This window comes from Nocardioides korecus (genome assembly GCF_054778395.1).
Map to the genome: position 1 here is coordinate 44,628 of NZ_BAAGZO010000003.1, position 22,001 is coordinate 66,628.

At 74.5% G+C, this 22,001-nt stretch carries 17 protein-coding genes and 1 pseudogene; 10 read left to right on the top strand and 8 right to left on the bottom strand.

The features are described from left to right. Nucleotides 1–51 precede the first annotated feature (51 nt). From ACYVDA_RS06435 to ACYVDA_RS06455, 5 genes and pseudogenes are all read left to right on the top strand, one after another. Nucleotides 52–957, top strand: a pseudogene (locus ACYVDA_RS06435) (APC family permease); the annotation flags it as partial. Nucleotides 958–1,021: 64 nt separating this feature from the next. After that, nucleotides 1,022–1,444, top strand: a complete 423-nt coding sequence (locus ACYVDA_RS06440) for a hypothetical protein (RefSeq protein WP_460817129.1) — start codon at nucleotides 1,022–1,024, stop codon at nucleotides 1,442–1,444. A gap of 74 nt (nucleotides 1,445–1,518) precedes the next feature. Next, nucleotides 1,519–2,859 carry a class II 3-deoxy-7-phosphoheptulonate synthase gene (locus tag ACYVDA_RS06445; protein WP_460817131.1) on the top strand — a complete coding sequence of 447 codons (1,341 nt, stop codon included), beginning with the start codon at nucleotides 1,519–1,521 and terminating at the stop codon, nucleotides 2,857–2,859. 3 nt (nucleotides 2,860–2,862) lie between these two features. Further along, complete coding sequence (locus tag ACYVDA_RS06450; protein WP_460816223.1) at nucleotides 2,863–3,267, top strand: pyridoxamine 5'-phosphate oxidase family protein; 405 nt, start codon at nucleotides 2,863–2,865, stop codon at nucleotides 3,265–3,267. 319 nt (nucleotides 3,268–3,586) lie between these two features. Then, nucleotides 3,587–4,456, top strand: coding sequence for an SGNH/GDSL hydrolase family protein (locus ACYVDA_RS06455; RefSeq protein WP_460816225.1), 870 nt, complete (start codon nucleotides 3,587–3,589; stop codon nucleotides 4,454–4,456). 77 nt (nucleotides 4,457–4,533) lie between these two features. On the opposite strand, the gene ACYVDA_RS06460 is transcribed toward ACYVDA_RS06455, so the two are convergent. Beyond that, nucleotides 4,534–5,802: an NAD(P)/FAD-dependent oxidoreductase gene (locus ACYVDA_RS06460; protein WP_460816227.1), complete on the bottom strand. Its 1,269-nt coding sequence runs from the start codon at nucleotides 5,800–5,802 to the stop codon at nucleotides 4,534–4,536. A 189-nt stretch (nucleotides 5,803–5,991) separates the two neighbouring features. Here ACYVDA_RS06460 and lon point away from each other — a divergent pair, with 189 nt between their 5' ends. The 3 genes from lon to ACYVDA_RS06475 all read left to right on the top strand — a co-directional run bounded on the left by lon (nucleotide 5,992) and on the right by ACYVDA_RS06475 (nucleotide 11,638). Further along, a complete protein-coding gene (gene lon / locus ACYVDA_RS06465) occupies nucleotides 5,992–8,334 on the top strand; it encodes an endopeptidase La (protein WP_460816228.1) in 2,343 nt (780 codons plus the stop codon). Between the two features lie 187 nt (nucleotides 8,335–8,521). Beyond that, nucleotides 8,522–10,606, top strand: a complete 2,085-nt coding sequence (locus ACYVDA_RS06470; protein WP_460816230.1) for a S9 family peptidase — start codon at nucleotides 8,522–8,524, stop codon at nucleotides 10,604–10,606. A gap of 30 nt (nucleotides 10,607–10,636) precedes the next feature. After that, nucleotides 10,637–11,638: a threonine aldolase family protein gene (locus tag ACYVDA_RS06475; protein ID WP_460816232.1), complete on the top strand. Its 1,002-nt coding sequence runs from the start codon at nucleotides 10,637–10,639 to the stop codon at nucleotides 11,636–11,638. Between the two features lie 194 nt (nucleotides 11,639–11,832). Here ACYVDA_RS06475 and aroF read toward each other — a convergent pair whose 3' ends face one another. The 4 genes from aroF to ACYVDA_RS06495 form a co-directional block, all read right to left on the bottom strand. Then, nucleotides 11,833–12,867: a 3-deoxy-7-phosphoheptulonate synthase gene (aroF, locus tag ACYVDA_RS06480; protein WP_460816235.1), complete on the bottom strand. Its 1,035-nt coding sequence runs from the start codon at nucleotides 12,865–12,867 to the stop codon at nucleotides 11,833–11,835. 70 nt (nucleotides 12,868–12,937) lie between these two features. Then, nucleotides 12,938–13,858, bottom strand: a complete 921-nt coding sequence (locus ACYVDA_RS06485; RefSeq protein WP_460816237.1) for a DMT family transporter — start codon at nucleotides 13,856–13,858, stop codon at nucleotides 12,938–12,940. Nucleotides 13,859–13,926: 68 nt separating this feature from the next. After that, a complete protein-coding gene (locus ACYVDA_RS06490) occupies nucleotides 13,927–14,835 on the bottom strand; it encodes a transglycosylase SLT domain-containing protein (RefSeq protein ID WP_460816239.1) in 909 nt (302 codons plus the stop codon). A 235-nt stretch (nucleotides 14,836–15,070) separates the two neighbouring features. Continuing rightward, the gene (locus ACYVDA_RS06495) at nucleotides 15,071–17,245 is read right to left on the bottom strand and encodes a PASTA domain-containing protein (RefSeq protein WP_460816242.1); all 2,175 of its coding nucleotides are present in this window, start codon (nucleotides 17,243–17,245) and stop codon (nucleotides 15,071–15,073) included. A gap of 116 nt (nucleotides 17,246–17,361) precedes the next feature. Between ACYVDA_RS06495 and ACYVDA_RS06500 the strand changes: the two genes are divergently transcribed. Further along, entirely contained in the window at nucleotides 17,362–17,745 is a 384-nt protein-coding gene (locus tag ACYVDA_RS06500; protein WP_460816244.1) for an Rv2175c family DNA-binding protein, read from the top strand. Nucleotides 17,746–17,808: 63 nt separating this feature from the next. Here the strand turns inward: ACYVDA_RS06500 and ACYVDA_RS06505 are convergent, their stop codons facing one another. Continuing rightward, nucleotides 17,809–18,900, bottom strand: a complete 1,092-nt coding sequence (locus tag ACYVDA_RS06505; RefSeq protein ID WP_460816246.1) for a polyprenyl synthetase family protein — start codon at nucleotides 18,898–18,900, stop codon at nucleotides 17,809–17,811. A 31-nt stretch (nucleotides 18,901–18,931) separates the two neighbouring features. On the opposite strand from ACYVDA_RS06505, the gene metF reads away from it, so the two are divergent. Beyond that, entirely contained in the window at nucleotides 18,932–19,831 is a 900-nt protein-coding gene (metF, locus tag ACYVDA_RS06510) for a methylenetetrahydrofolate reductase [NAD(P)H] (RefSeq protein WP_460816248.1), read from the top strand. Nucleotides 19,832–19,849: 18 nt separating this feature from the next. Here the strand turns inward: metF and ACYVDA_RS06515 are convergent, their stop codons facing one another. Continuing rightward, complete coding sequence (locus ACYVDA_RS06515; protein WP_460816250.1) at nucleotides 19,850–21,154, bottom strand: phytoene desaturase family protein; 1,305 nt, start codon at nucleotides 21,152–21,154, stop codon at nucleotides 19,850–19,852. A 225-nt stretch (nucleotides 21,155–21,379) separates the two neighbouring features. Further along, nucleotides 21,380–21,928, bottom strand: a complete 549-nt coding sequence (locus ACYVDA_RS06520) for a YbaK/EbsC family protein (RefSeq protein WP_460816252.1) — start codon at nucleotides 21,926–21,928, stop codon at nucleotides 21,380–21,382. Between the last annotated feature and the right edge of the window lie 73 nt (nucleotides 21,929–22,001).

The following is a 22,001-nucleotide window of genomic DNA, read 5'->3' on the forward strand; positions in this document are numbered from 1 at the left end:
ACCGAGGGCTCTGGGGGCTCCGGACCCGAGCAGGGCGACCTGAAGCGGGTGATGGGCCCGGGGCTGCTGCTCCTGTTCATCGTCGGCGACATCCTCGGAGCAGGCGTGTACGCCGTCACCGGCAAGCTCGCCGGCCAGGTCGGGGGCGTGGCGTGGCTGCCGTTCCTGGTCGCCTTCGCCGTGGCCACCCTGACCGCGTTCTCCTACCTGGAGCTGGTCTGCAAGTACCCCCAGGCCGCCGGCGCCGCGCTCTACGCCCACAAGGCGTTCGGGATCCACTTCGTGACGTTCCTGGTGGCCTTCGCGGTGGTCTGCTCGGGCATCACGAGCGCCTCGACGTCCTCGGGGCTGCTGGCCAGCAACCTGCTGATCGGGCTGCACGAGGGCATCGACGCGGTCCCGACCGGGGACGGCGCGACGCTGGTCGTGGCGCTGCTGTTCATGCTGCTGCTCGCGGCGATCAACCTGCGCGGCGTGGGCGAGAGCGTGAAGTTCAACGTGGTGCTGACCATCGTCGAGATGGCCGCGCTGGCCATCGTCATCGTGATCGGCTTCGCGGCGATCGGCGGCGGCAAGGCCGACCTGGCGCGGATCACGGTGTTCGAGAACCCCGACCAGAAGGGTCTCTTCGCCGCGGTCACGATCGCCACGGCGATCGCGTTCTTCTCGATGGTCGGCTTCGAGGACTCGGTCAACATGGTCGAGGAGACCAAGGACCCCCAGCGGATCTTCCCCAGGATGATGCTCACCGGGCTGGGGATCGCGGTGCTGATCTATATGCTCGTGGCGGTCTCGGTCGTCGCGGTGATCCCCGCGGGTCAGATCGCGGAGCCGAAGAACCCCGAGGCGGGCATCCTGCTCGACGTCGTGCGGATCGGTGCGCCGGGCCTGCCGATCGACAAGGTGTTCCCGTTCATGACCGTCTTCGCGGTGGCCAACACCGCGCTGATCAACATGCTGATGGCCAGCCGGCTGATCTACGGCATGGCCAACCAGGGCGTCCTGCCGCGGGCTGGGCAAGGTGCTGCCCGGGCGGCGCTCGCCGTGGGCCGCGATCCTGTTCACCACGCTGCTGGCGCTGGGCCTGATCGTCGTCGTGCGGCTCCAGGCCGAGAACTCGGTGGTCGCGGCGCTGGCCGGCACCACCGCCCTGCTGCTGCTCGCGGTCTTCGCCGTGGTCAACGTGGCGGTGCTGGTGCTGCGGCGCGACCCGGGCCACCCCGGCGGGTTCACGGCCCCCACCGTGATCCCGGTCGTCGGGGCCGTCGCCTGCCTCTACCTGCTCGGCCCGTGGGCCCGGCTGGAGGCCGACCTGGTGCAGTACAAGATCGCCGGCGGCCTGCTCCTGCTCGGGGTCGTGCTCTGGGCGGTCACCTTCGTCCTCAACCGGGTGACCGGCGCGGCCGACAGCCGCTTCGAGGACGTCGACCACCTGGGCGGCTGACCGGGCGCGGGGCGCCGGGGTCCACCAGCGCCGGCGGATTCTTCCTGCGCGCAGCCGCGCCGTACCCTGGACGGGTGTCTGCTCCCGTTCCCGACCTCGCCGCCCTGCACGCCCTGGGCCCGGCCCAGCAGCCGTCGTACCCCGACCGCGCGGCCGTCGACTCCGCCGTGGCGCGCCTGCGCCGGATGCCGCCGCTGGTCTTCGCCGGTGAGTGCGACGACCTGAAGGCCAAGCTGGGCGCGGTCGCCCGCGGCGAGTCCTTCCTGCTCCAGGGTGGCGACTGCGCCGAGACCTTCGACGGCGTCACGGCCGACAACGTCCGCAACAAGCTGCGCGTGCTGCTCCAGATGGCCGTCGTGCTGACGTACGCCGCCTCGGTGCCGGTCGTGAAGCTCGGCCGCCTGGCCGGGCAGTACGCCAAGCCGCGCTCCTCCGACCTGGAGACGCGCAACGGCGTCACCCTGCCGGCGTACCGCGGCGACGCGGTGAACGGCTTCGACTTCACCCCCGAGTCGCGGGTCCCGGACCCCCAGCGCCTGGTGGACGTCTACCACGCCTCCGCCGCGACCCTGAACCTCGTGCGCGCCTTCACCACCGGCGGCTACGCCGACCTGCGCCAGGTGCACACCTGGAACACCGACTTCGTCAAGGGCTCGGAGGTGGGCCGCCGCTACGAGCAGATGGCCGCCGAGATCGACCGGGCGCTGAACTTCATGTCCGCCATCGGCGCCGACCCCGACGAGTTCCACCGGGTCGACTTCCACTCCAGCCACGAGGCGCTGGTGCTGGAGTACGAGCACGCCCTGACCCGCACCGACAGCCGCACCCAGCTGCCGTACGACGTCTCCAGCCACTTCGTGTGGATCGGCGAGCGCACCCGTCAGCTCGACGGCGCCCACGTCGAGCTGCTCAGCCACATCCAGAACCCGATCGGGGTCAAGCTCGGCCCGACCACCTCGGCCGACGACGCGATCGCCCTGGCCGCCAAGCTCAACCCGACCAACGATGCCGGCCGGCTCACCTTCATCACCCGGATGGGCGCGGGCAAGATCCGCGACCACCTGCCGCCGCTGCTGGAGAAGGTCGCCGCCTCGGGCGTCCAGGTCGCCTGGGTCTGCGACCCGATGCACGGCAACACCTTCGAGGCCTCCTCGGGCTACAAGACCCGGCGCTTCGACGACGTCATCGAGGAGGTCCAGGGCTTCTTCGACGTGCACCGCTCGGTGGGCACCTGGCCCGGCGGCGTCCACGTGGAGCTCACCGGCGACGACGTCACCGAGTGCGTGGGCGGCGGCGAGGAGCTGCTGGAGTCCGACCTGGCCAACCGCTACGAGTCGGTGTGCGACCCGCGCCTGAACCGCGTGCAGTCCCTCGAGTTGGCCTACCTGGTCGCCGAGATGCTCCGCAAGGCCTGAGCCGTGCCCCGCACCTACGCGCTGACCGACGGGCACCTCGACTTCTGGACCGAGCGGCACCTGTGCACGGTGACCACGTTGCGCCGTGACGGGTCTCCGCACGTCGTGCCGATGGGGATCGTCGTGGTCCCCGACGACGACGGCCGCACCGGTGTCGCGTGGGGGATCACCTCGCGGACGTCGCAGAAGGTCGCCAACCTGCGCAGCGGCGCCGACCCCCGGGTGGCGGTCTGCCAGGTCGACGGCGGACGCTGGTCGACCCTGGAGGGCACCGCGGAGGTCCTCGACGACGAGGACTCCGTCGCCGAGGCCGTGCGCCGCTACGCCGGCCGCTACCGCCAGCCCCGCGAGAACCCCGACCGGGTCGCCCTGCGGATCCGGGTCACCTCGGTCATCGGCAACGTCTAGCCGCTCGGGCGGTCCCGGGTAGGGGGGACGTGGCGGGCGCGGTTGCCACACTTTTGTGTAGCGGATGCGTCGCGGTGGGTCCGTGAAGGGCGCGGTTCCCACACATTTGTGTAGCGGATGCGGCGCGGTGGGGACGTGGCGGGCGCGGTTCCCACACATTTGTGTAGCGGATGCGTCGGCTTGCGGTCTCACAGGTGCAGTGGCCACACATTTGTGTAGGGCCGGCCCTCGCGCGCTGCGTGTGACGTCCGTAACGCGAACGGGGGGTCGTGCGTTGGACCTCCACGAACGCACGACGCCCGCGATCCCGAGGAGCCCCATGCGCCGCCGCCTGACCGCCCTGTCCCTCTCCCTGGCCTCGGCCCTGAGCCTGGGGGTCGCCGGTGTCGCCTCGGCGCCCGCCTCCTCGGCCAGCGGCGGGCTGAACTACGTCGCCATGGGGGACTCCTACAGCGCCGCGTCGGGCGTCGAGCCCCTGGCCGTGGGGTCCAACCCGCTGTGCACGCAGTCGTCCCTGAACTACCCCCACCTCATCGCGCAGCGCATCGGCGCGAAGCTCACCGACGTGACCTGCGGCGGCGCGGAGACCAAGGACTACCGCGAGTCGCAGTTCCCCGGTGTGGCGCCCCAGCTCGACGCGCTGGGCCGCCGTACCCGCCTGGTCACGATGACCATCGGCGGCAACGACAGCGGCGTCTTCATCAACTCCGTGGTCCGCTGCGGCGCCCTCGGCACCGCCTCTGCGGGGCAGGGCAGCCCCTGCAAGGACACCTACGGCTCCTCCTTCGAGGACACCATCCGCACGAAGACCTACCCGGCCATCGTCAAGGCGCTGCGCGACGTGCACCGCCGGGCCCCGCACGCGCGGGTCTCCATCGCCGACTACCCCTGGATCGTCCCGACCTCGGGCCGCTGCTACCCGCAGCTGCCGATCGCCGACGGCGACGTGCCCTACCTGCGCAGCCTCCAGCGCACGCTGAACGACGCCGTCAAGCGGGCCGCCGCGAGGACCGGCACCCGCTACGTCACCTTCGCCGAGGTCTCCAACGGACACGACGCCTGCAAGCCGCTGGGCGTGCGGTGGATCGAGCCCGTCGTGGGCACCACCAACCCGGTGATCGTGCACCCCAACGCGCTGGGCGAGCAGCAGATGGCGCGGCAGGTCATGCGCACCCTGCACCTGGGCTGAGCCGGCGCGCACCAGTCCCGCAGCAGCGCCCCGGACCCGGTTGGGGGAGGTCCGGAGCGCTGTCGTGCGTCCGGGGGTCAGGCCAGGGTGGCGGCGACGTCCTCGGCGACGCGGCGCCCGGAGACCAGAGCGCCCTGGATCGAGCTGGTGTCGCGGTGGTCGCCGGCGACCCAGACCTCGCCGCTCCCCGTGTCCACGCGCGCGGGACGCCGGAACGGGTGCGGGGCCGGCATTCCCGGCAGGGCGTGCGGCAGGTCGTAGGTCGCGACGTGCTCCCAGGCCCGCGCGTCGGTGCCGTGCAGCCGCGACAGCACGCTGCGCACCTGCGTGCCGTCGGGGTCGACCCCCACGGGGTGCACGAGCGAGGTCGAGACCAGGACGGTCCCGGGCGGGGCGTACTCCGGGGCCGCTCGGCTGATGGCGATCGAGTTGGCCACGGGGGAGTCGTCGGCGTCCATCAGCAGCATCGAGGACGCGCCGTCCCACTCCGGCGCCGCGTGGTAGACGGTCGTCACGCCCCGGGCGGGCGGGGTCCGCAGGCCCGGGAGCAGCCCGGCGCCGTCCCAGGCGTCGGTGGCCACGACGACCGCCCGGGCCGTGGTCGCGCCGTCGTCGGTGGTGACCGACGAGGCGGTGAGCCCGTGCACGGGCGTGCCCAGGGACAGGACCCCGGGGGCGAGGCGGGCGGCGAGCTGCTCGGGCAGCGCCTGCATCCCGCGGGCGGGCACGGTCGAGTCGCCCACCACGAACATCTTGACCATCAGGTCGGTGAACCGCCGGCTGGTGCTCATCTCGTCCTCGAGGAGCACCCCGGCGAAGAACGTGCGCAGCACCCGTCGCGCGACGTCGTCTGGCACGTGGGCCCGCTCCCACGCCCGGGCCGAGGAGACGTCGTCGCGGCGTCGCAGACGGCTCGCGGGCAGCCCCAGGCACGACACGGCGTACGCCGCCAGCGCGGCCTTGCCCCGGACCCCGCCGAGCGGCAGCCGCAGGGCGCCGAGGACCGTCGAGGGCCGCTGGAGCGGGTTGCCGAGGGTGTAGCGCCTGCCCCCGACCCGCAGCCCCACGGCCGGGTCGAAGCGGCGCAGGTCCAGCGCGTCGAGGTCGACGGGGTCCTCGGCGAGACCCAGCTCGGGGTAGCCGGTGTTGAGGACCTGGAAGCCGCGGTCGAGGGTGAAGCCGTCCACGTGGTCGGTGCGGACCCGGCCGCCGACGGCGTCGCCGGCCTCGAGCAGCACCACGTCGAGGTCGGGCCGCAGCCGCCCCAGGGTGCGTGCGCAGGCCAGGCCCGCCAGCCCCGCCCCGACGACGACCACGTCGTGGGTCCGTCCCGCTCCACCTGCCACGTCGGTCCTCCGCTCGTCGGGCCCCCGCGCCGGACGGGCCGGGGTCCTGGTGGGGCGACCCTAGCCAGGGGGCCGCAGCGGGCCGACCGAGCACGGGGTCGCGCTGTTCGCCCTGGGCGGACAGCGGCTCGGGAACACCGCTTCGATCCCCGAAGTTGAGGCAGTCAGACTCAAGGAAAGAGGAATCCCGTGGCTGACGTGCTCACCCTCCCGCTGCTGTCCCTGCCCGACCTGGTCGTCCTGCCCGGCATGGTCGTGCCGGTCGAGCTCGACGCCGACACCCGTCCGGTCGTCGACGCCGCCCGCGCCGCGGCCACCGCCGAGGAGCCCGCGACCCTGCTGCTCGCGCCACGCCTGGCCGACCGCTACCCGACGTACGGCGTCGTGGCGGTCGTCGAGCAGGTCGGCCAGCTGCCCGGCGGCGCCCCCGCCGTGGTCCTCCGGGCCGGCGAGCGCGCCCGGATCGGCTCCGGCGTGCCCGGCACCGGGGCGGCCCTGTGGGTCGAGGCGCACCCGGTGGGCGCCGAGTCGGGTGAGGTGACCGACGAGGTGCGCCGGGTCGCGGAGGACTACCGCAAGGTCGTGATCGCGATCCTCCAGCGCCGCAACGCCTGGCAGGTCATCGACAACGTGCAGCGGATCACCGACCCCTCCGAGCTGGCGGACCTGGCCGGGTGGGCTCCGTACCTGACCGATGAGCAGAAGCGCGAGCTGCTGGAGACCCCGGCGGTGGCCGCCCGGCTGGAGCGGGTGCTGGGCTGGGCCCGGGACCACTTCGCCGAGCTCGAGGTCACCGAGAAGATCAGCGACGACGTGCGCGAGGGGATGGACAAGCGGCAGCGCGAGTTCCTCCTGCGCGAGCAGCTGGCCGCGATCCGCAAGGAGCTCGGCGAGGACGAGGCCGCCGGCTCCGCGGACTACCGCACCCGGGTGGAGGCGGCCGGCCTGCCCGAGGCCGTGCGCGAGGCCGCGCTGCGCGAGGTCGGCAAGCTGGAGCGGGCCGGTGAGCAGGGTCCCGAGGCCGGGATGCTGCGCACCTGGCTGGACACCGTGCTCGAGCTGCCCTGGGAGCGGCGTACGACGGACTCGACCGACGTGGTCGCCGCCCGGGCCGTGCTCGACGCCGACCACCACGGCCTCGACGACGTCAAGGACCGGATCGTCGAGCACCTCGCCGTGCGCGCCCGTCGCGCCGAGCGGGGCCTCGAGGTCGTCGGGGGTCGCGGCTCGGGCGCCGTGCTGGCCCTGGTCGGTCCTCCCGGCGTCGGCAAGACCTCGCTGGGGGAGTCCGTGGCCCGCGCCCTGGGCCGGGAGTTCGTGCGCGTCGCCCTGGGCGGCGTGCGCGACGAGGCCGAGATCCGCGGCCACCGGCGCACCTACGTCGGCGCGCTGCCGGGCCGCCTGGTCCGGGCGATCTCCGAGGCCGGCTCGATGAACCCGGTCGTGCTGCTCGACGAGATCGACAAGGTGGGCTCGGACTACCGCGGCGACCCGGCCGCGGCGCTGCTCGAGGTGCTCGACCCGGCGCAGAACCACACCTTCCGCGACCACTACCTCGAGCTCGACCTCGACCTGTCCGACGTGGTCTTCCTGGCCACCGCCAACGTGCTGGAGTCGATCCCCGACGCGCTGCTGGACCGGATGGAGGTCGTCACCCTCGACGGCTACACCGAGGAGGACAAGGTCGCCATCGCGAGCACGCACCTGCTGCCGCGACAGCTCGCCCGGGCGGCGCTGACCGAGGACGAGGTGAGCATCTCCGACGAGGCGCTGCGCCTGGTCGCGGGCCAGCACACCCGCGAGGCCGGCGTGCGCCAGCTCGAGCGGGCGCTGGCCAAGGTCCTGCGGAAGGTGACGACCCGGCTCGCGTCGGGGTCCGAGACCCGCGTGGACGTGACGGCCGAGAACCTGCGCGACTTCCTCGGGCGGGCGCGGTTCACCCCCGAGGCCCCCGAGCGCACCGCGGTGCCCGGCGTCGCGACCGGCCTGGCCGTCACCGGCCTGGGCGGCGACGTGCTCTTCATCGAGGCCACCGCGATGGAGGGGGAGCGCGGACTGCACCTCACCGGCCAGCTCGGCGAGGTGATGAAGGAGTCGGCGCAGATCGCGCTGTCCTACCTGCGCTCCCACGGCGCCGAGCACGACGTCGACGCGACGGCCCTGGACCGGTCGCTGCACCTTCACGTGCCGGCGGGCGCCGTGCCCAAGGACGGTCCCTCGGCCGGCGTCACCATGGTGACCGCCCTGGCCTCCCTGGCCACCGGCCGCCCGGTGCGCGGCGACGTCGCCATGACCGGCGAGGTGACCCTCAACGGCCGGGTGCTGCCGATCGGCGGGGTCAAGCAGAAGCTGCTCGCGGCCCAGCGGGCCGGGATGACCACCGTGTTCATCCCCGCGCGCAACGAGCCCGACCTCGACGACGTGCCCGCCGAGGTCCTCGAGGCCCTCGACGTCCGGCCCGTCGCCGACGTCGCCGAGATCCTCGCGCTGGCGCTGGAGCCGGCCCGGGTGGCGGCGGGTGCGGCTGCGTAGTGGACCGACTGATCCCCGGCTAGCCGGGGATCAGTCGGCTTGTCGGCCCAACGTTCACCCGACAAGGTCACCTTCTGGCCGATGAGGTGGCGGCCCGGCACGGCGCCCGCGGCCGACCAGGGCGTACGACGACCACCGCGGACCGGTCCGACGGGGTCCTGTCAGGGACCCGTGATAGCAAGACGGGATGACTGACTCGGCAGCCGCACGGCCCACGACCCCGTTCCACGACCTCGACGACTACCTGGCCCTCGGACGGGGGTCGGGGCTGGTGCTCTCGCCCGCGGGTGACCGGCTGGTCACGTCCGTCCAGTCGCTGAACCCCGACCGCAACGGGTTCGTCACGGCGCTGTGGGAGGTCGACCCCGCCGGGGAGCGGCCGGCGCGCCGGTTGACCCGCAGCGCGGCGGGGGAGTCGGGGGCGGCGTACCTGCCCGACGGCTCGCTGCTGTTCACCTCCACCCGGCCCGACCCGGGGGCCGCGAAGAGCGACCCGGGCGGGGACGAGAAGACCGCGCGGCTGTGGCTGCTGCCCGCCGGGGGCGGCGAGGCGCGGGTGGTGGCCACCCGGGCGGGTGGCGTCGACGCCGTCCGGGTCGCGCGAGGCACCGGGCACGTCGCGGTCGTGGCCGCGACGTTCCCCTCGGCGACCGACGAGGGGGCCGACCGGGACGTGCGCGAGGCGCGCACGAAGGCCAAGGTCGCCGCGATCCTGCACGAGGGCGCCCCGGTGCGGTTCTGGGACCAGGACCTCGGCCCCGACCGGGCCCGGATCTTCGTGGGCGGGCCGCTGGCAGACCCGGCTGCTGCCGGGGAGGCCGATCCCACCCTGGAGCTGCGCGACCTGACCCCGCGCCCGGGGCGCTCCCTGGAGGGCGTGTCGGGCGGGGGCTTCGACGTGAGCCCGGACGGCTCCCGCGTGGTCACGGTGTGGCTCGAGCCCGAGCGCGGCGGGGTGCGCGAGACGCTGGCGCTGGTCGACGTCGCGACCGGCGAGCGACGCACGCTGCTCGACGACCCGGAGGCGGAGTTCGGATCGCCCCGGTTCAGTCCCGACGGCACCCGGGTGGCCCTGGTGCGCGAGATCCGCTCCACGCCGTACGCCCCGACCGACCTGGACCTCGCCGTCCTCGACCTGGCGGACGGGTCGCTCCAGGTCCTCGGCCAGGGCTGGGACCGCTGGCCCCACGGTGCGCACTGGACCCCCGACGGGTCGGCCGTGATCACCACCGCCGACGAGGACGGCCGGGCGCCCGTGTTCCGGATCGACGTCGCCAGCGGCGAGGTGACCCGCCTGACCGGCGACGCGTTCGCCTACTCCGACGTGCAGGTCTCGCCCGACGGCGGCACCGTGTTCGCGATGCGGTCGTCGTACGCCGAGCCCGCGCGCCCGGTCCGCCTCGACGCCACCACCCCCGACCAGGACTCGGTCCCGCTGCGCGGCCCGCTCGAGCCGCCGGCGCTCCCGGGCCGCCTCGAGGAGGTCGAGACCACCGCCGAGGACGGCACCCGGGTCCGGTCCTGGCTGTGCCTGCCCGACGACGCCTCGCCCGAGCACCCCGCGCCCCTGCTGCTGTGGATCCACGGCGGGCCGCTGGGGTCGTGGAACGCCTGGTCGTGGCGCTGGAACCCCTGGATCGCCGTGGCCCGGGGGTACGCCGTGCTGCTCCCCGACCCCGCGCTCTCGACCGGCTACGGCCTGGACTTCATCGCCCGGGGCTGGGGCGCCTGGGGCGGCGCGCCGTACACCGACCTGATGGCCGCCACCGACGCCGCCGAGGCCCGGCCGGACGTCGACGAGACCCGCACCGCCGCGATGGGCGGCTCCTTCGGCGGCTACATGGCCAACTGGGTCGCGGGCCACACCGACCGCTTCCGGGCGATCGTGACGCACGCCAGCCTGTGGGCGCTCGACCAGTTCGGCCCGACCACGGACGCCCCCTGGTACTGGGCGCGCGAGATGACCCCGGAGATGGCCCGCGAGAACTCCCCGCACCTGCACGCCGACGCCATCGTCAGCCCGATGCTGGTCATCCACGGCGACCGCGACTACCGCGTCCCGATCGGGGAGGGGCTGCGGCTGTTCACCGACCTGGCCTCCCGCGCCGAGGCCGCGGACGGGTCGATGCCGCACCGGTTCCTCTACTTCCCCGACGAGAACCACTGGGTGCTCCAGCCCGGCCACAGCAAGGTGTGGAACCAGACCGTGCTGGCCTTCCTGGACCAGCACGTGCTCGGCCGGGAGTGGGTGACCCCGGACCTGCTGGAGTGAGGAGGACCGGCGCTGCCTAGTCTCGGGAGCATGATCGACCTGCGCTCGGACACCGTCACCCGCCCCACCGAGGACATGCGTCGCGCGATGGCGCGCGCGGAGGTGGGCGACGACGTCTACGACGAGGACCCGACGGTCCACGAGCTCCAGGAGGAGGTCGCCGGGCGGTTCGGCTTCGAGGCGGCGCTGTTCACCCCGACCGGCTCGATGGCCAACGTCCTGGCCGTCGCGGCGCTGGTCGGCCCGGGCGAGGAGGTGCTCTGCGAGGCGCGGGCGCACATCCTGCGCGCCGAGCTCGGCGCGCACGGCGCCTTCACCGGGATCACGAGCCGCACCTGGCGCGAGGACCGCGGCCAGGTCGACCTCGAGGCGATCCGCGAGATGCACGCCCCCGACATGGGCCCGTTCTTCGTGCGCACGGCGGCGATCTCGGTGGAGAACACCCACAACTTCGCCGGCGGCACGGTGCTGCCCCTGGAGGACCTGCGGGCGCTGCGCGCGCTGGCCGACGACCTCGGCTGCGCTGTGCACGTCGACGGCGCCCGGATCTGGAACGCCCACGTCGCGACGGGCACGCCGCTGTCGGCGTACGGCGCGGTCGCCGACACGATGGCGGTCTGCTTCTCCAAGGGCCTGGGGGCGCCGGTGGGCTCGGTGGTGATGGGGTCGACCGAGCAGGTCGAGCGGCTGCGCGTCCTGCGCAAGCGGATGGGCGGCGGCATGCGCCAGGTCGGCATCCTCGCCGCCGGCGCGCTGTGGGCCCTGGACCAGCACGTCGAGCGGCTCGTCGAGGACCACGGGCACGCCCAGCTGCTGGCCGAGGCCTGCGGGATGGACCCGGCCCTGACCGAGACCAACATCGTGGTCGTCGACGTGCCCGACGCCCCCGCGGTCGTCGAGGCGGCCCGTGCCCAGGGCGTCCTGGTCGGCGCCGTCGGCCCGACCAAGCTGCGGATGCTCACCCACCTCGACGTCGACCGCCTCGACGTCGAGGACGCCGCCCTGGTGCTCAGCCGGATCCTGGCCGGGTAGCGTCGGCAGGTCCCTGGGGGCCGGGCCGACCGGTTTCCCAGGTGATGAACCGAAACTGCCTCCTTGCACACGATGCGTCGTGTGCAGCGAGGCAGTTTCGTGGGTGAGGACGCCCCCGCGCCGGACTGGGTCTCGTGGAGCGTCTCCAACCCCGATTTGCAAGCGGGCTCCGCGGCCGCCTCGCCCCCCCCTGCTCAGGGGGTCAGGACGCGGCGGCCGACCATCGGGGGGAGCTGGCGGACGGCCTGGGCCAGCGCCCGGAGGTCGGCGCCGAGGAGGGCCTGGGGGCCGTCGCAGAGGGCGTTCTCCGGGTCGGGGTGGACGTCGACGATGACGCCGTCGGCGCCGACGGCGATCCCGGCGCGCGAGAGGGGGACGACGAGGTCGCGCCGGCCGCCCGCGTGCGAGGGGTCGACGATGATCGGCAGGTGGCTGGTCGCCTGCACGACCGGCACGGCCGAGACGTCGAGGGTGTTGCGGGTGGCCGGCTCGAAGGTGCGGATGCCGCGCTCGCACAGGACGACGTCGAGGTTGCCGCGCTGGGCGACGTACTCCGCAGCCATCAGCCACTCCTCGATCGTCGAGGTCATCCCGCGCTTGAGCAGCACCGGCTTGCCGCACTCGCCGACCGCCTGGAGCAGCCCGAAGTTGGCCATGTTGCGGGTGCCGATCTGGAGCATGTCGGCGTGCTCGGCCACGACCGCGACGTCGCGCGCGTCGACGATCTCGGTGACCACGGGCAGGCCGGTGATCTCGCGGACGTCGGCGAGGATCTCCAGGCCCTTGACCCCCAGCCCCTGGAAGGCGTACGGCGACGTGCGGGGCTTGTAGGCACCGCCCCGGAGCAGCGTGGCGCCGGCCGCCTTGGCCATCTCGGCCGCCTCGAGGGTCTGCTGGGCGGTCTCGACGGCGCACGGGCCGGCGATGAAGGTGAAGGTCTCCGGACCGATCGGCACCTGCCGGCCCGCCGGCCCGACGTGCACGGTCGAGCGCTCGGGGTGGTGCTGGCGGCTGACCAGCTTGTAGGGGTCGGAGATCCGGTAGACGTCCTGGACGCCGGCCATGGTGCGCAGGTTGAGCCCGTGGAAGGACTCGATGTCGCCCACCAGCCCGATGATCGTGCGTACGACGCCCCGGCTCACGAACGCCTGACCGCCGGTGGCCTCGACCCGCTCGGTGACGTGGGCGATCTGCTCCTCGGTGGCTCCGGGCAACATGACGACGACCATGGGCCGAGCCTAGGACCGCGCAACGGGGCTGTCCGAGCCGCGAGACGGGGGTCCCACGATGTGGAAGGCCTCACACCACGAGGTGCTGGACCTCGCCCTCGACCGGCCGGCGCGGCGCCAGCTCCACCACGAGCATGGCGACCAGCACCAGCCCGCCGCCCAGCAGCATCCGCAGCGTCGCCTGCTCACCGCCCAGCACGACGGCGAAGACGGCCGCGAAGACCGGTTCCATGCTCATCACGATCGCGCTGCGCGTCGGCGGCAGGTGGGCCTGGGCCCAGGTCTGCCCGAACAGCGCCAGGGCGCCGGCGACCAGGGCCATGTAGACGATCGAGACCCAGTCGGCGCCGGCGCGGGGCCCGCTGGGCAGCGTGATCCCGCCGGGAGCGGCCGCGACGCCGCACACCACCGCGATCACCAGGCACTGCACGATCGAGAGGCCCAGGGCGTCCGCGGGCGTCGACCAGGCGCCGAGGCCCACGATGTGGAGCGCGTAGACGACCGCGGAGACCAGGGTCAGCGCCTCGCCGTACGACGCCCCGGCGGCCGTCCCGAGGTCGCCCAGGGTCAGCACCGCGAGCCCGGCGACGGCGACGAGGACCGCGAGCCAGGTCGCCCGGCCGATCCGGGTGCGCAGCACGAGCGCGGCCAGCAGGGGGGTGGCCACGACGTACAGCCCGGTGATGAAGCCCGAGACGCTGGCTGGCGTGCGCGCGAGCCCGGCGGTCTGGAGGAGCTGGGCGCCGGCGTACAGCACCCCGAGGACCACCGCGTGCCGCCGGGCCGCGGCGGGGAGCCGGGTGACGGCGCGCGGGGCGACCGCGAGCATCGCGACCGAGGCGATCGCGAACCGCACGGCCAGGAAGTCCGGGACCGGCACGCGACTCAGCAGGTCGTGGATCAGGAAGAACGTCGATCCCCAGGCGGCCGTGATGCCGAGCAGGGCCAGGGTCGCGGCGAGGGCGACCCGACGCTCGTCCCTCTGCTGCACGCGCGCAGCCTAGGCGGCACCGGCCGAGGTGCGGCGACCCGGGACCCGGAGGTGCGCGGCCCGGTGGCTCAGTACGGCGACCCGGTGCGCACGAGCCGCGACTGGATGGCCCGCACGGAGCGCACGTAGGCCTTCGTGTCCCGGTAGAGGCCGTGCTCCCGCACCGCGCCGAGGCCCTGGTAGTAGGCGCCGATGGCGGCGCGGTCGTGCTTGGTCGAGGCGCGCAGGACCCGCAGGGTGAGCACCCCGGCCAGGACGTTGTCGTGGGTGTCGCGCAGGTGCAGCGGGCGACCGGCGTACGCCCTCATCCAGCGGCCGGTGTCGGGCATCACCTGCATCACCCCGATCGCGCCGGTGCTGGAGATCCGGCGCTGCTGCCAGCCCGACTCCTGCCAGGCGATCGCCAGGGCGAGGGAGGAGGGGACCGCGTGCCGCCGCGCGGTGCGCCGGACCACGCCGGCCACCTGCCGACGACTCAGGTCCGCGTGCCGCCAGCCCCCGCCGGAGGTCGCGTGGGAGCCCGAGCCCGAGCTCGAGCCCCCGGATGGTCCGCCGGAGGCGGGACCGTGCCCGTAGGCCCGGCGGTAGGCCGAGACCACGACGGGGATCGTGACGACCCGACCGACGTAGAGGGCGCGGCCGTGACCGAGGTGGTTCAGCCGCACCAGCTCCCGGGTCCAGGCGTGGTAGCGCACGGCCAGCGAGGTCGCGGTCTCGCCAGGGCGGACGCGGTGGGCGAGGAGGTAGCGATCGGGGTGCCCGGGCCAGCGACGACCCGTCGAGGCCGCCGCCGCGAGGGCGGGGTGGGCGACGGTCGGGTGGGCGCCGGGGGCGGCGACGGCCGGGGTCGGCGCGAGCGTGCCGCCGAGCCCGACGGCGGCGACGAGCGTGGCGACGCCGGCGGCTCCTGCCCGGGCGACCCGGCGCGGCGGGGTCCGGGTCGACTCGGGCGGCTGGGGGTGTCGGGTGCGGGTCACGGTGGCCTCCGTAGTCGCCGGACGCAGCGGTCCGACGGCGGCTTCTCGTCGTCCGGCACGTGGGCGCGCCGGGCACGGTTCGCGACGTTACCAGCGTGACCCGTGTGACTGAAGGGGCAGAAGTGACACGTGGGACGAGGGCGTCCGGGGCCGCAGGACGGCTCCGGGACGAGTCCGGGACGGGTCCGGACCGGTGCTGGAGCTGGGGTCGGGCCCGGTTCCGGACGGTACGGGGTCAGACGACCCGGACGACGATCGTGCTGCCCTTCGGGGCGCGGTCGCCGGACCCGGGCGAGGAGGACGCGACGTACTGAAGGCCCAGGTAGATCGACGCGTGGGTCACCCGGACGCTGAACCCGGCCGCCTCCAGGGCGGCGCGGGCGTCGGCCAGCCCCATGCCGGTGATGCGCGGGACCGTGACCAGGACGGGGCCCTGGGAGACCACCAGCGTGACGGTGTCGCCCTTGGCGCCGGTGCCGCTGTCGGGGGTCTGGGTGACGACCTCGCCCTGGTCGACGGTGTCGCTGTGCTGACGGGTGGTGGTCACCTCGAAGCCGAGCTTGCGCAGCGCGGTGGTCGCCTTGTCGGCGTCCTTGCCCGTCCAGTCCGGGACGGGGATCGGGCGGGGTCCGCGGCTGACGACGACGTCGACGGCGCTGCCGCGGGGCCGGGGGGTGCCGGCCTTGGGGTCGCTGGAGATGACCTCACCGCGCGGGACGGAGTCGTCGTAGCGCTGCACGGCCCGACCGAAGTCGAGGTGCGCGTCCAGGACGGCCTGCTGGGCGTCGTCGAGGGTGGAGCCCCGCAGGACGGGTACGTCGTGGCGCTCCGGGCCGCGGGACAGGACCACGCCCACGGTGCCGTCCTTGAGCACGCGGTCGCCCGGGGCGGGGTCGGTGCGCAGGACGTGCCCCTTGGCGACGGTCTCGGACCAGCCCTGCCCGGCCAGGCGCAGGGACAGGCCGTCGTCGGCCAGGCGGGCCTTGGCGGCCGCGGTGGTCAGGTCGAGCACGCCGGGGGTCGCGGTGTAGCGGGCGACGCCGAACCACCAGCCGCCGACACCGACCAGCAGCGCGAGGAGCAGGACGGCGACCAGGGTGAGCGGGCCGCGTCCGCGGCGACGGGGCGCCGCCGGGGAGACCGGGCCGGTCGGGTCGGTGGGGCCGCCGGTCCGGCCGGTGGGCTCGGTCCAGCCGGCCCAGTCGTCGGTCTGGTCGGTCCGGTCGGTCCCCTGGTCGGGGACGCCGGCCCCGTCGTAGGCGCCGCGACGGGTCCACGTGGTGGGCTCGTCCGGGCCGCCGGTCCGCTGCTGGGGCGCGAGCAGCGCCGGGCCGCCAGGGCCGCCAGGCGTGGTGGACGTGCGGGCCCCGGCCGGCTCGAGGAGGTGGCCGTGCGGGTCCTCGCGGGCGTCGTGCTCGCGGTCCAGCACCCGGCCGAGGTCGGCGGGGGCCAGGATCTGGTCGGGGAGCTCGTCACCGGTGTCGGCGTACCCCTCCCGTCCGTGCAGCCGGCTGGTGGAGGTGAGGTCGGCGAGCAGGTCGTCGTCGCGGGTGACGCCCTGGTCGAGGGCGGTGCGCACCCGGCGCACCTGCTGGAGCAGGACGCGCGCGTCGGCCGGCCGCAGGTCGGGGTCGCGGGCGGTGGCGCGGGCCACCAGCGCGTCGACGTACGCCGGGATGCCGGGCACCCGCGCCGAGGGGGCCGGGATGTCCTCGTGCACGTGCTTCCAGGCGACCTGGAGGGGACTGTCGGCCTGGTGCGGCTTGTGGCCGGTGAGCAGCTCGTAGACCAGGACACCGGCGGCGTAGACGTCGGCGCGCGCGTCGGCGGCCCCGGCGACGACCAGCTCGGGGGAGAGGTAGGAGACGGTGCCGATCAGCACCCCGCCCGTCGCGGTGTGCTGGGTCTCGGCGTTGACCGCGCGGGAGAGCCCGAAGTCGGCGACCTTGACCCGACCGTCGTCGGCGAGCAGGACGTTCTCGGGCTTGACGTCGCGGTGCACCAGGCCGGCCGCGTGCGCCGCCCCGAGCGCGGCCAGCACGGGCTCGACCAGGGCCAGCGCGCGCGAGGGCGACACCGGCGCCTCGGCCCGCACCACGTCGCGCAGGGTGCGACCCGGGACGTGCTCCATCACCAGGAACAGGGTGCCGTCGTCGTCGCCGGTGTCGAACACCGAGACCACGTTGTGGTGCGACAGGCGGGCCGCCGAGCGGGCCTCGCGCTGGAAGCGGCGGACGAACTCGTCGTCGTCGGCCAGGCCCTCGTGCATGACCTTGACCGCCACCGTGCGGTCCAGCCGCAGGTCGGTGGCCTCGTAGACCGTCGCCATCCCGCCGCGCGCGATCCGGGGACCCACGCGGTAGCGGCCGTCGAGGACCTGTCCGACCAACGCGTCGGCGGTGCGGTTCACGTCTCCTCCAGGCGCCGGGACGGGGAAGGGACCCGACTCGCTGGAGTTTAGGCGCTCGGGGGTCCGTGACCGGGGAGGTGAGGCGTCGGGGGCGGCGTGGTGGCAGCATGGCCTGCGTGAGCAACGACCCTTCTCCGGACAGCAGCCAGGTCGACCTCGGGGTCCTGATCCCCGCATGGCTGGACTGGAAGGACGCCGCGACCGCGCTGTCGGTGACCGTCAGCAAGGTGCGCCAGTTCATCCGCGAGCACCAGCTCGCCGCGGCCGTGCCCGTGCCCGGTGCGGGCCAGCAGGTCCCGGCCGAGCTGATCATGGACGGCGAGATCGTCAAGGGCGTCCCCGGCCTGCTGACGATGCTCTCGGACGGCGGCTGGACCGAGCACGAGATGCTGACCTGGATGTTCACCCCCGACGACACCCTCCCGGGGCGCCCGATCGACGCGCTGCGCGAGAACCGCGGCTCCGAGGTCAAGCGGCGGGCGCAGGCGATCGCGCTGTAGGCGCTGCCCCACCCGGGGTCCGCGGTGCCGCCGGACCGGGCCGGAGCTGGCCGGCGTGGCCGGTCAGACGGTGCGGCGGGTCGCCTGGTCGGCCAGCGCGACCAGTGCCTCGCGGGCGTCGTCGTGCACCGACGCGCGGTCCAGGGCCGTCAGCGCCGTGCCGGTGAGGTGGTCGATGACGGTCTCGACCTGCTCGCGCGCCCCGGAGGAGTCGATCAGGTCGCGCAGCTGCGCGACCCGGACGGCGTCCAGCGGCTGGCCGAGCGAGGAGTCGAGCAGACGGGCCTGCGCCGGCGGCAGGGCGTCCAGGGCCAGGGCGACCAGCACGGTGCGCTTGCCCTCGACGAGGTCGTCGCCGGCGGGCTTGCCGGTGACCTCGGGGTCGCCGAAGACGCCCAGCAGGTCGTCGCGCAGCTGGAAGGCCTCGCCCAGCGGGAGGCCGAAGCGGGTGAGCTGGTCGACGACCTCGGGGGTGGCGCCGCCGAGCGCGGCGCCGATGTGCAGGGGCCGCTCGATGGAGTACTTCGCGGACTTGTAGCGCAGCACGGTCATCGCGGTCTCGACGTCGGCGGTGCCGCGGGCCTGCACCGAGACGTCGAGGAACTGACCGGCCACGACCTCGGTGCGGGTCAGGTCGAAGTAGCCCAGGGCGGCCAGGACCCGCTCGGCGGGCAGGCCGCAGGTGCGCAGCATCTCGTCGGACCAGCTCAGCAGGAGGTCGCCGAGCAGGATCGCGGCGGAGGCGCCGTACTGCTCGGAGCCGGCGGTCCAGCCCTGCTCGCGGTGCAGCTGCTCGAACGCGCGGTGGGTCGAGGGCCGGCCACGGCGCACGTCGGAGGCGTCCATCAGGTCGTCGTGGACCAGGGCGCTGGCGTGGAGCAGCTCCAGGGCGGCGCACGCGCGCAGCAGGGCGGCCTCGTCCCCGCCGCCGGGGCCGCCGGCGACCGGCTCGACGGCCTGGTGACCCCACCAGCAGAAGGCGGCCCGCAGGCGCTTGCCGCCCGAGACGCTCGTGCGGGCGTGCTCGAGCAGGCGCTCGGCATCCGGGCCGAGGTCGCCGAGCCCGCGGATGCGCGCGGTGACGAAGTCCTGGAGCGCGGCCTCGACGTCGGCGCGGAACCGTGCGGCGTCCCAACCCGTGTGCAGCGCGGTCACCCGGCGAGACTAGCCCCGTAGGCTCAACCACATGTCCGGGGCCCCACGCATCGATGCCAGGCGCATCGGCGACCTCCTGCGAGGAGACGGCCGGTCGTTCTCCTTCGAGTTCTTCCCGCCCAAGGACGAGGCCGGCGAGGAGGTGCTGTGGCGCTCGATCAGCGAGCTCGAGCCGCTGGACCCGACGTTCGTCTCGGTGACCTACGGCGCCGGCGGCACCACCCGTGACCGGACCCTGGCCATCACGGCCCGGATCGCGCAGGAGACCTCGCTGCTGCCGATGGCCCACCTGACCTGCGTGGGCCACACCACCGCCGAGCTCGAGCGGATCCTGGCCGACCTGGTCCGCTCCGGGGTCCACAACGTGCTGGCCCTGCGCGGCGACCCGCCCGACGGCCCGGGCACCGACTGGGTCCCCACCGAGGGCGGCGTCGACCACGCCTCCGACCTGGTCGAGCTGGTGCGGCGCACCGAGGACCTCTCCATCGGCGTCGCGGCGTTCCCCGAGGGCCACCGCGACGCGGCCTCCCTCGACGACGACGTCGCCGTCCTGCGGGCCAAGCAGGACGCGGGCGCGGAGTTCGCGGTCACCGAGATGGTGCTGCGCGCGTCGGACTACGTCGGGCTGGTCGAGCGGGCCGCCGCGGCCGGGGTCGACATGCCGATCATCCCGGGGATCATGCCGATCCTGGGGATCGGCTCGATGACCAAGATGGTGGAGCTCTCCGGGCGCGACATGCCCCCCGAGGTGCTGGCGCGGATCCTGCCCCACGAGGGCGACGCCGCGGCGGTGCGGGCCGAGGGGATGGCGATCGCGACCGAGCTGTGCGACGACCTCCTGGCCGCCGGGTCGCCCGGGCTGCACTTCTACACGCTGAACCGCTCCAAGGCCACGCGCGAGATCTGGTCGGCGCTGTCGCTCTCAGCCTGAGGGGGCTCGTCGGTCGGGTCAGTCGGCGGGGCCGAGGACCTGGGCGACCAGGGCGGCCGAGAGGCCGACCGAGGGCAGCCCGGCTCCGGGCGTGGCGTGGGCGCCGGCGGCGAGCACGCCGGGGATCGGCGTACGAGGTCCCAGGCGGCGGGTGACGGTGGCGCGGCCCTGCCACAGCACGCCCGAGGGCGACCCGTTCCAGGCCCGGACCAGGTCCAGCGGGCTGCGGTCGACCCGCACCTCGACCTGGTCGCGCACCCGGATGCCGGCGCGCTGCACGGCGGTCATGACGTCCTCGGCGATCTGGCCGCGGGCCAGGACCGTCCAGGCGTGGGCGCCCTCCGGGGCCCGACCGCCCGTGCGGACCACCATCAGGGGGTTGCCGTGGAGCACCGTCTCGTGGGGCAGGTCCGGGACCTCGCCGACCAGGCCGACGTGGCACACCACGGGCGGCACGGCGGGGGTGGTGCGCTGCACGTGGGGGGCCAGGGCCGGCATCCGGCGGGGGTCGACCGCGACCACCACGACGTCGGCGTCGACCACGCCCTGCGGGGTGCGCACGCCGCAGGCCCGGCCCTGGTGCAGGACGAGGTCGATCACCGGGGTGCCGGTCAGGACGGTCACGCCGCGGGTGCGCAGCCGGCCCGTGAGCGCCTCGGCCAGCGCGCCCATGCCGCTGGGGGAGGTCCAGATCCCGAAGTTCTGCTCGACGTAGGTCCACAGGCCCACCCACGCGGGCACGTTGCGCAGGTCGTGCCCCTCCATCGTGGCGGCGAGGCCGGCGACCTCGCGCTGACGCGGGTCCTTGAACGAGCGCAGGAGGAGCTTGTGCAGCGTCATCCGGGTGCCGAGCAGCGCCGTGGCCTGCTTGCCGGCGTGCTCGCGCGACCACGGCCGCTCGAAGTAGTCGCGGCGCAGCGCCTCCCAGTCGTCGGCGAAGGTGTCGACGTACGCCGACCAGCTGGCGCCCAGGCCCGGCCCGAGCTCGTCCCAGGCGGCCATCTGGTCCCCGCGGCTGCCCACCGGCAGGTCCAGCACGGTCTCGTCCTCGAACACGTGGCGGCGACCCGGCTGCACCGGCACCAGGTCGAGCTCGCGCTCCAGCGGGCGGCCCGACTTGCGGAACAGGTCGCGCAGCACCGCCGGCAGCAGGGTGTGGGAGGGCCCGGCGTCCCAGCGGAACCCGTCCTTCTCGACGAAGCCGACGGCCCCGCCGACCCGGTCACCGGCCTCCAGGACGGTCACCTCGTGGCCCAGCTTGGCCAGCCGCGCCGCGGTCGCCAGCCCGGCGTACCCGCCCCCCACGACCGCCACCCGCGCCATGCGCCTCACCCTAGGCGGTGCCGGGGGACCGACTGATCCCCGGCTGGCCGGGGACCAGTCGGGTGGTCGGGTGAACGTTCGGCCGACCACCCGTCTGATCGGCCGCGGAGGTCCGGTGCGTTTCCCCGGTCAACCGGGGAAAGGTCACCTCTTCGGCCGAACGATCACCCCAGAACGTCATCGGTCGCCCGAGGAGGTGGAGCTCCTGGGCAGTGCGCTGGTGGCTCAGGTGACGTCGAGGACGGTGGCGCCGGTCATCTGCTGCAGCTCCTCGTAGGTGGTGCTGAAGACGGCCGCGGGGTGGCCGGCGGCGGCCCAGACGACCTCGTGTCGGGCCAGCCAGGGGTCCAGGAACGTGCGGAGCGGGGCCGGGTGGTCGAAGGGGGAGACCCCGCCGATGACCTGGCCGGTGTGGCGGCGCACGAAGGTGGGGTCGGCCCGCGTCAGGGCAGGTACGCCGATCCGCTCGGCGGCGCGCCCCGTGTCGACCCGGTGCTCCCCGCTGGTGAGCAGCAGGACCGGCTCGCCCGCAGCGCCGGCCGCTGCCGCGTCGCGGGGCGCGTCGCCGGCGGCCGTGTCCGGTCCGTCGGACGGAGCGGGCACCCGGAACAGCAGGCTGTTGGCGATCGCGCCGACCTCGCACCCCAGCGCCTCGGCGGCGAGCGCGGCGGTGTGGACGGAGTCGGGCAGGACGACGATCCGGCCGGTGCCACCGCGGGAGGCGAGCTCGGCGCGGAAGCGGGTGACGGAGGGGTGCTCGTCGGTTGGCGACATGCACGGAACGTAGCGCCGATCCGGTCTTGACGTCCTGTCGGACCGCCGGTGTACCTTGGTCCTTGTTCGAACA

Coding starts and splice junctions, on each gene's coding strand:
- ACYVDA_RS06515 (WP_460816250.1), bottom strand. CDS start 21,154: ATGGCGCGGGTGGCGGTCGTGGGGGGCGGGTACGCCGGGCTGGCGACC.
- aroF (WP_460816235.1), bottom strand. CDS start 12,867: ATGGTCGTCGTCATGTTGCCCGGAGCCACCGAGGAGCAGATCGCCCAC.
- ACYVDA_RS06520 (WP_460816252.1), bottom strand. CDS start 21,928: ATGTCGCCAACCGACGAGCACCCCTCCGTCACCCGCTTCCGCGCCGAG.
- ACYVDA_RS06455 (WP_460816225.1), top strand. CDS start 3,587: ATGCGCCGCCGCCTGACCGCCCTGTCCCTCTCCCTGGCCTCGGCCCTG.
- ACYVDA_RS06470 (WP_460816230.1), top strand. CDS start 8,522: ATGACTGACTCGGCAGCCGCACGGCCCACGACCCCGTTCCACGACCTC.
- ACYVDA_RS06475 (WP_460816232.1), top strand. CDS start 10,637: ATGATCGACCTGCGCTCGGACACCGTCACCCGCCCCACCGAGGACATG.
- metF (WP_460816248.1), top strand. CDS start 18,932: ATGTCCGGGGCCCCACGCATCGATGCCAGGCGCATCGGCGACCTCCTG.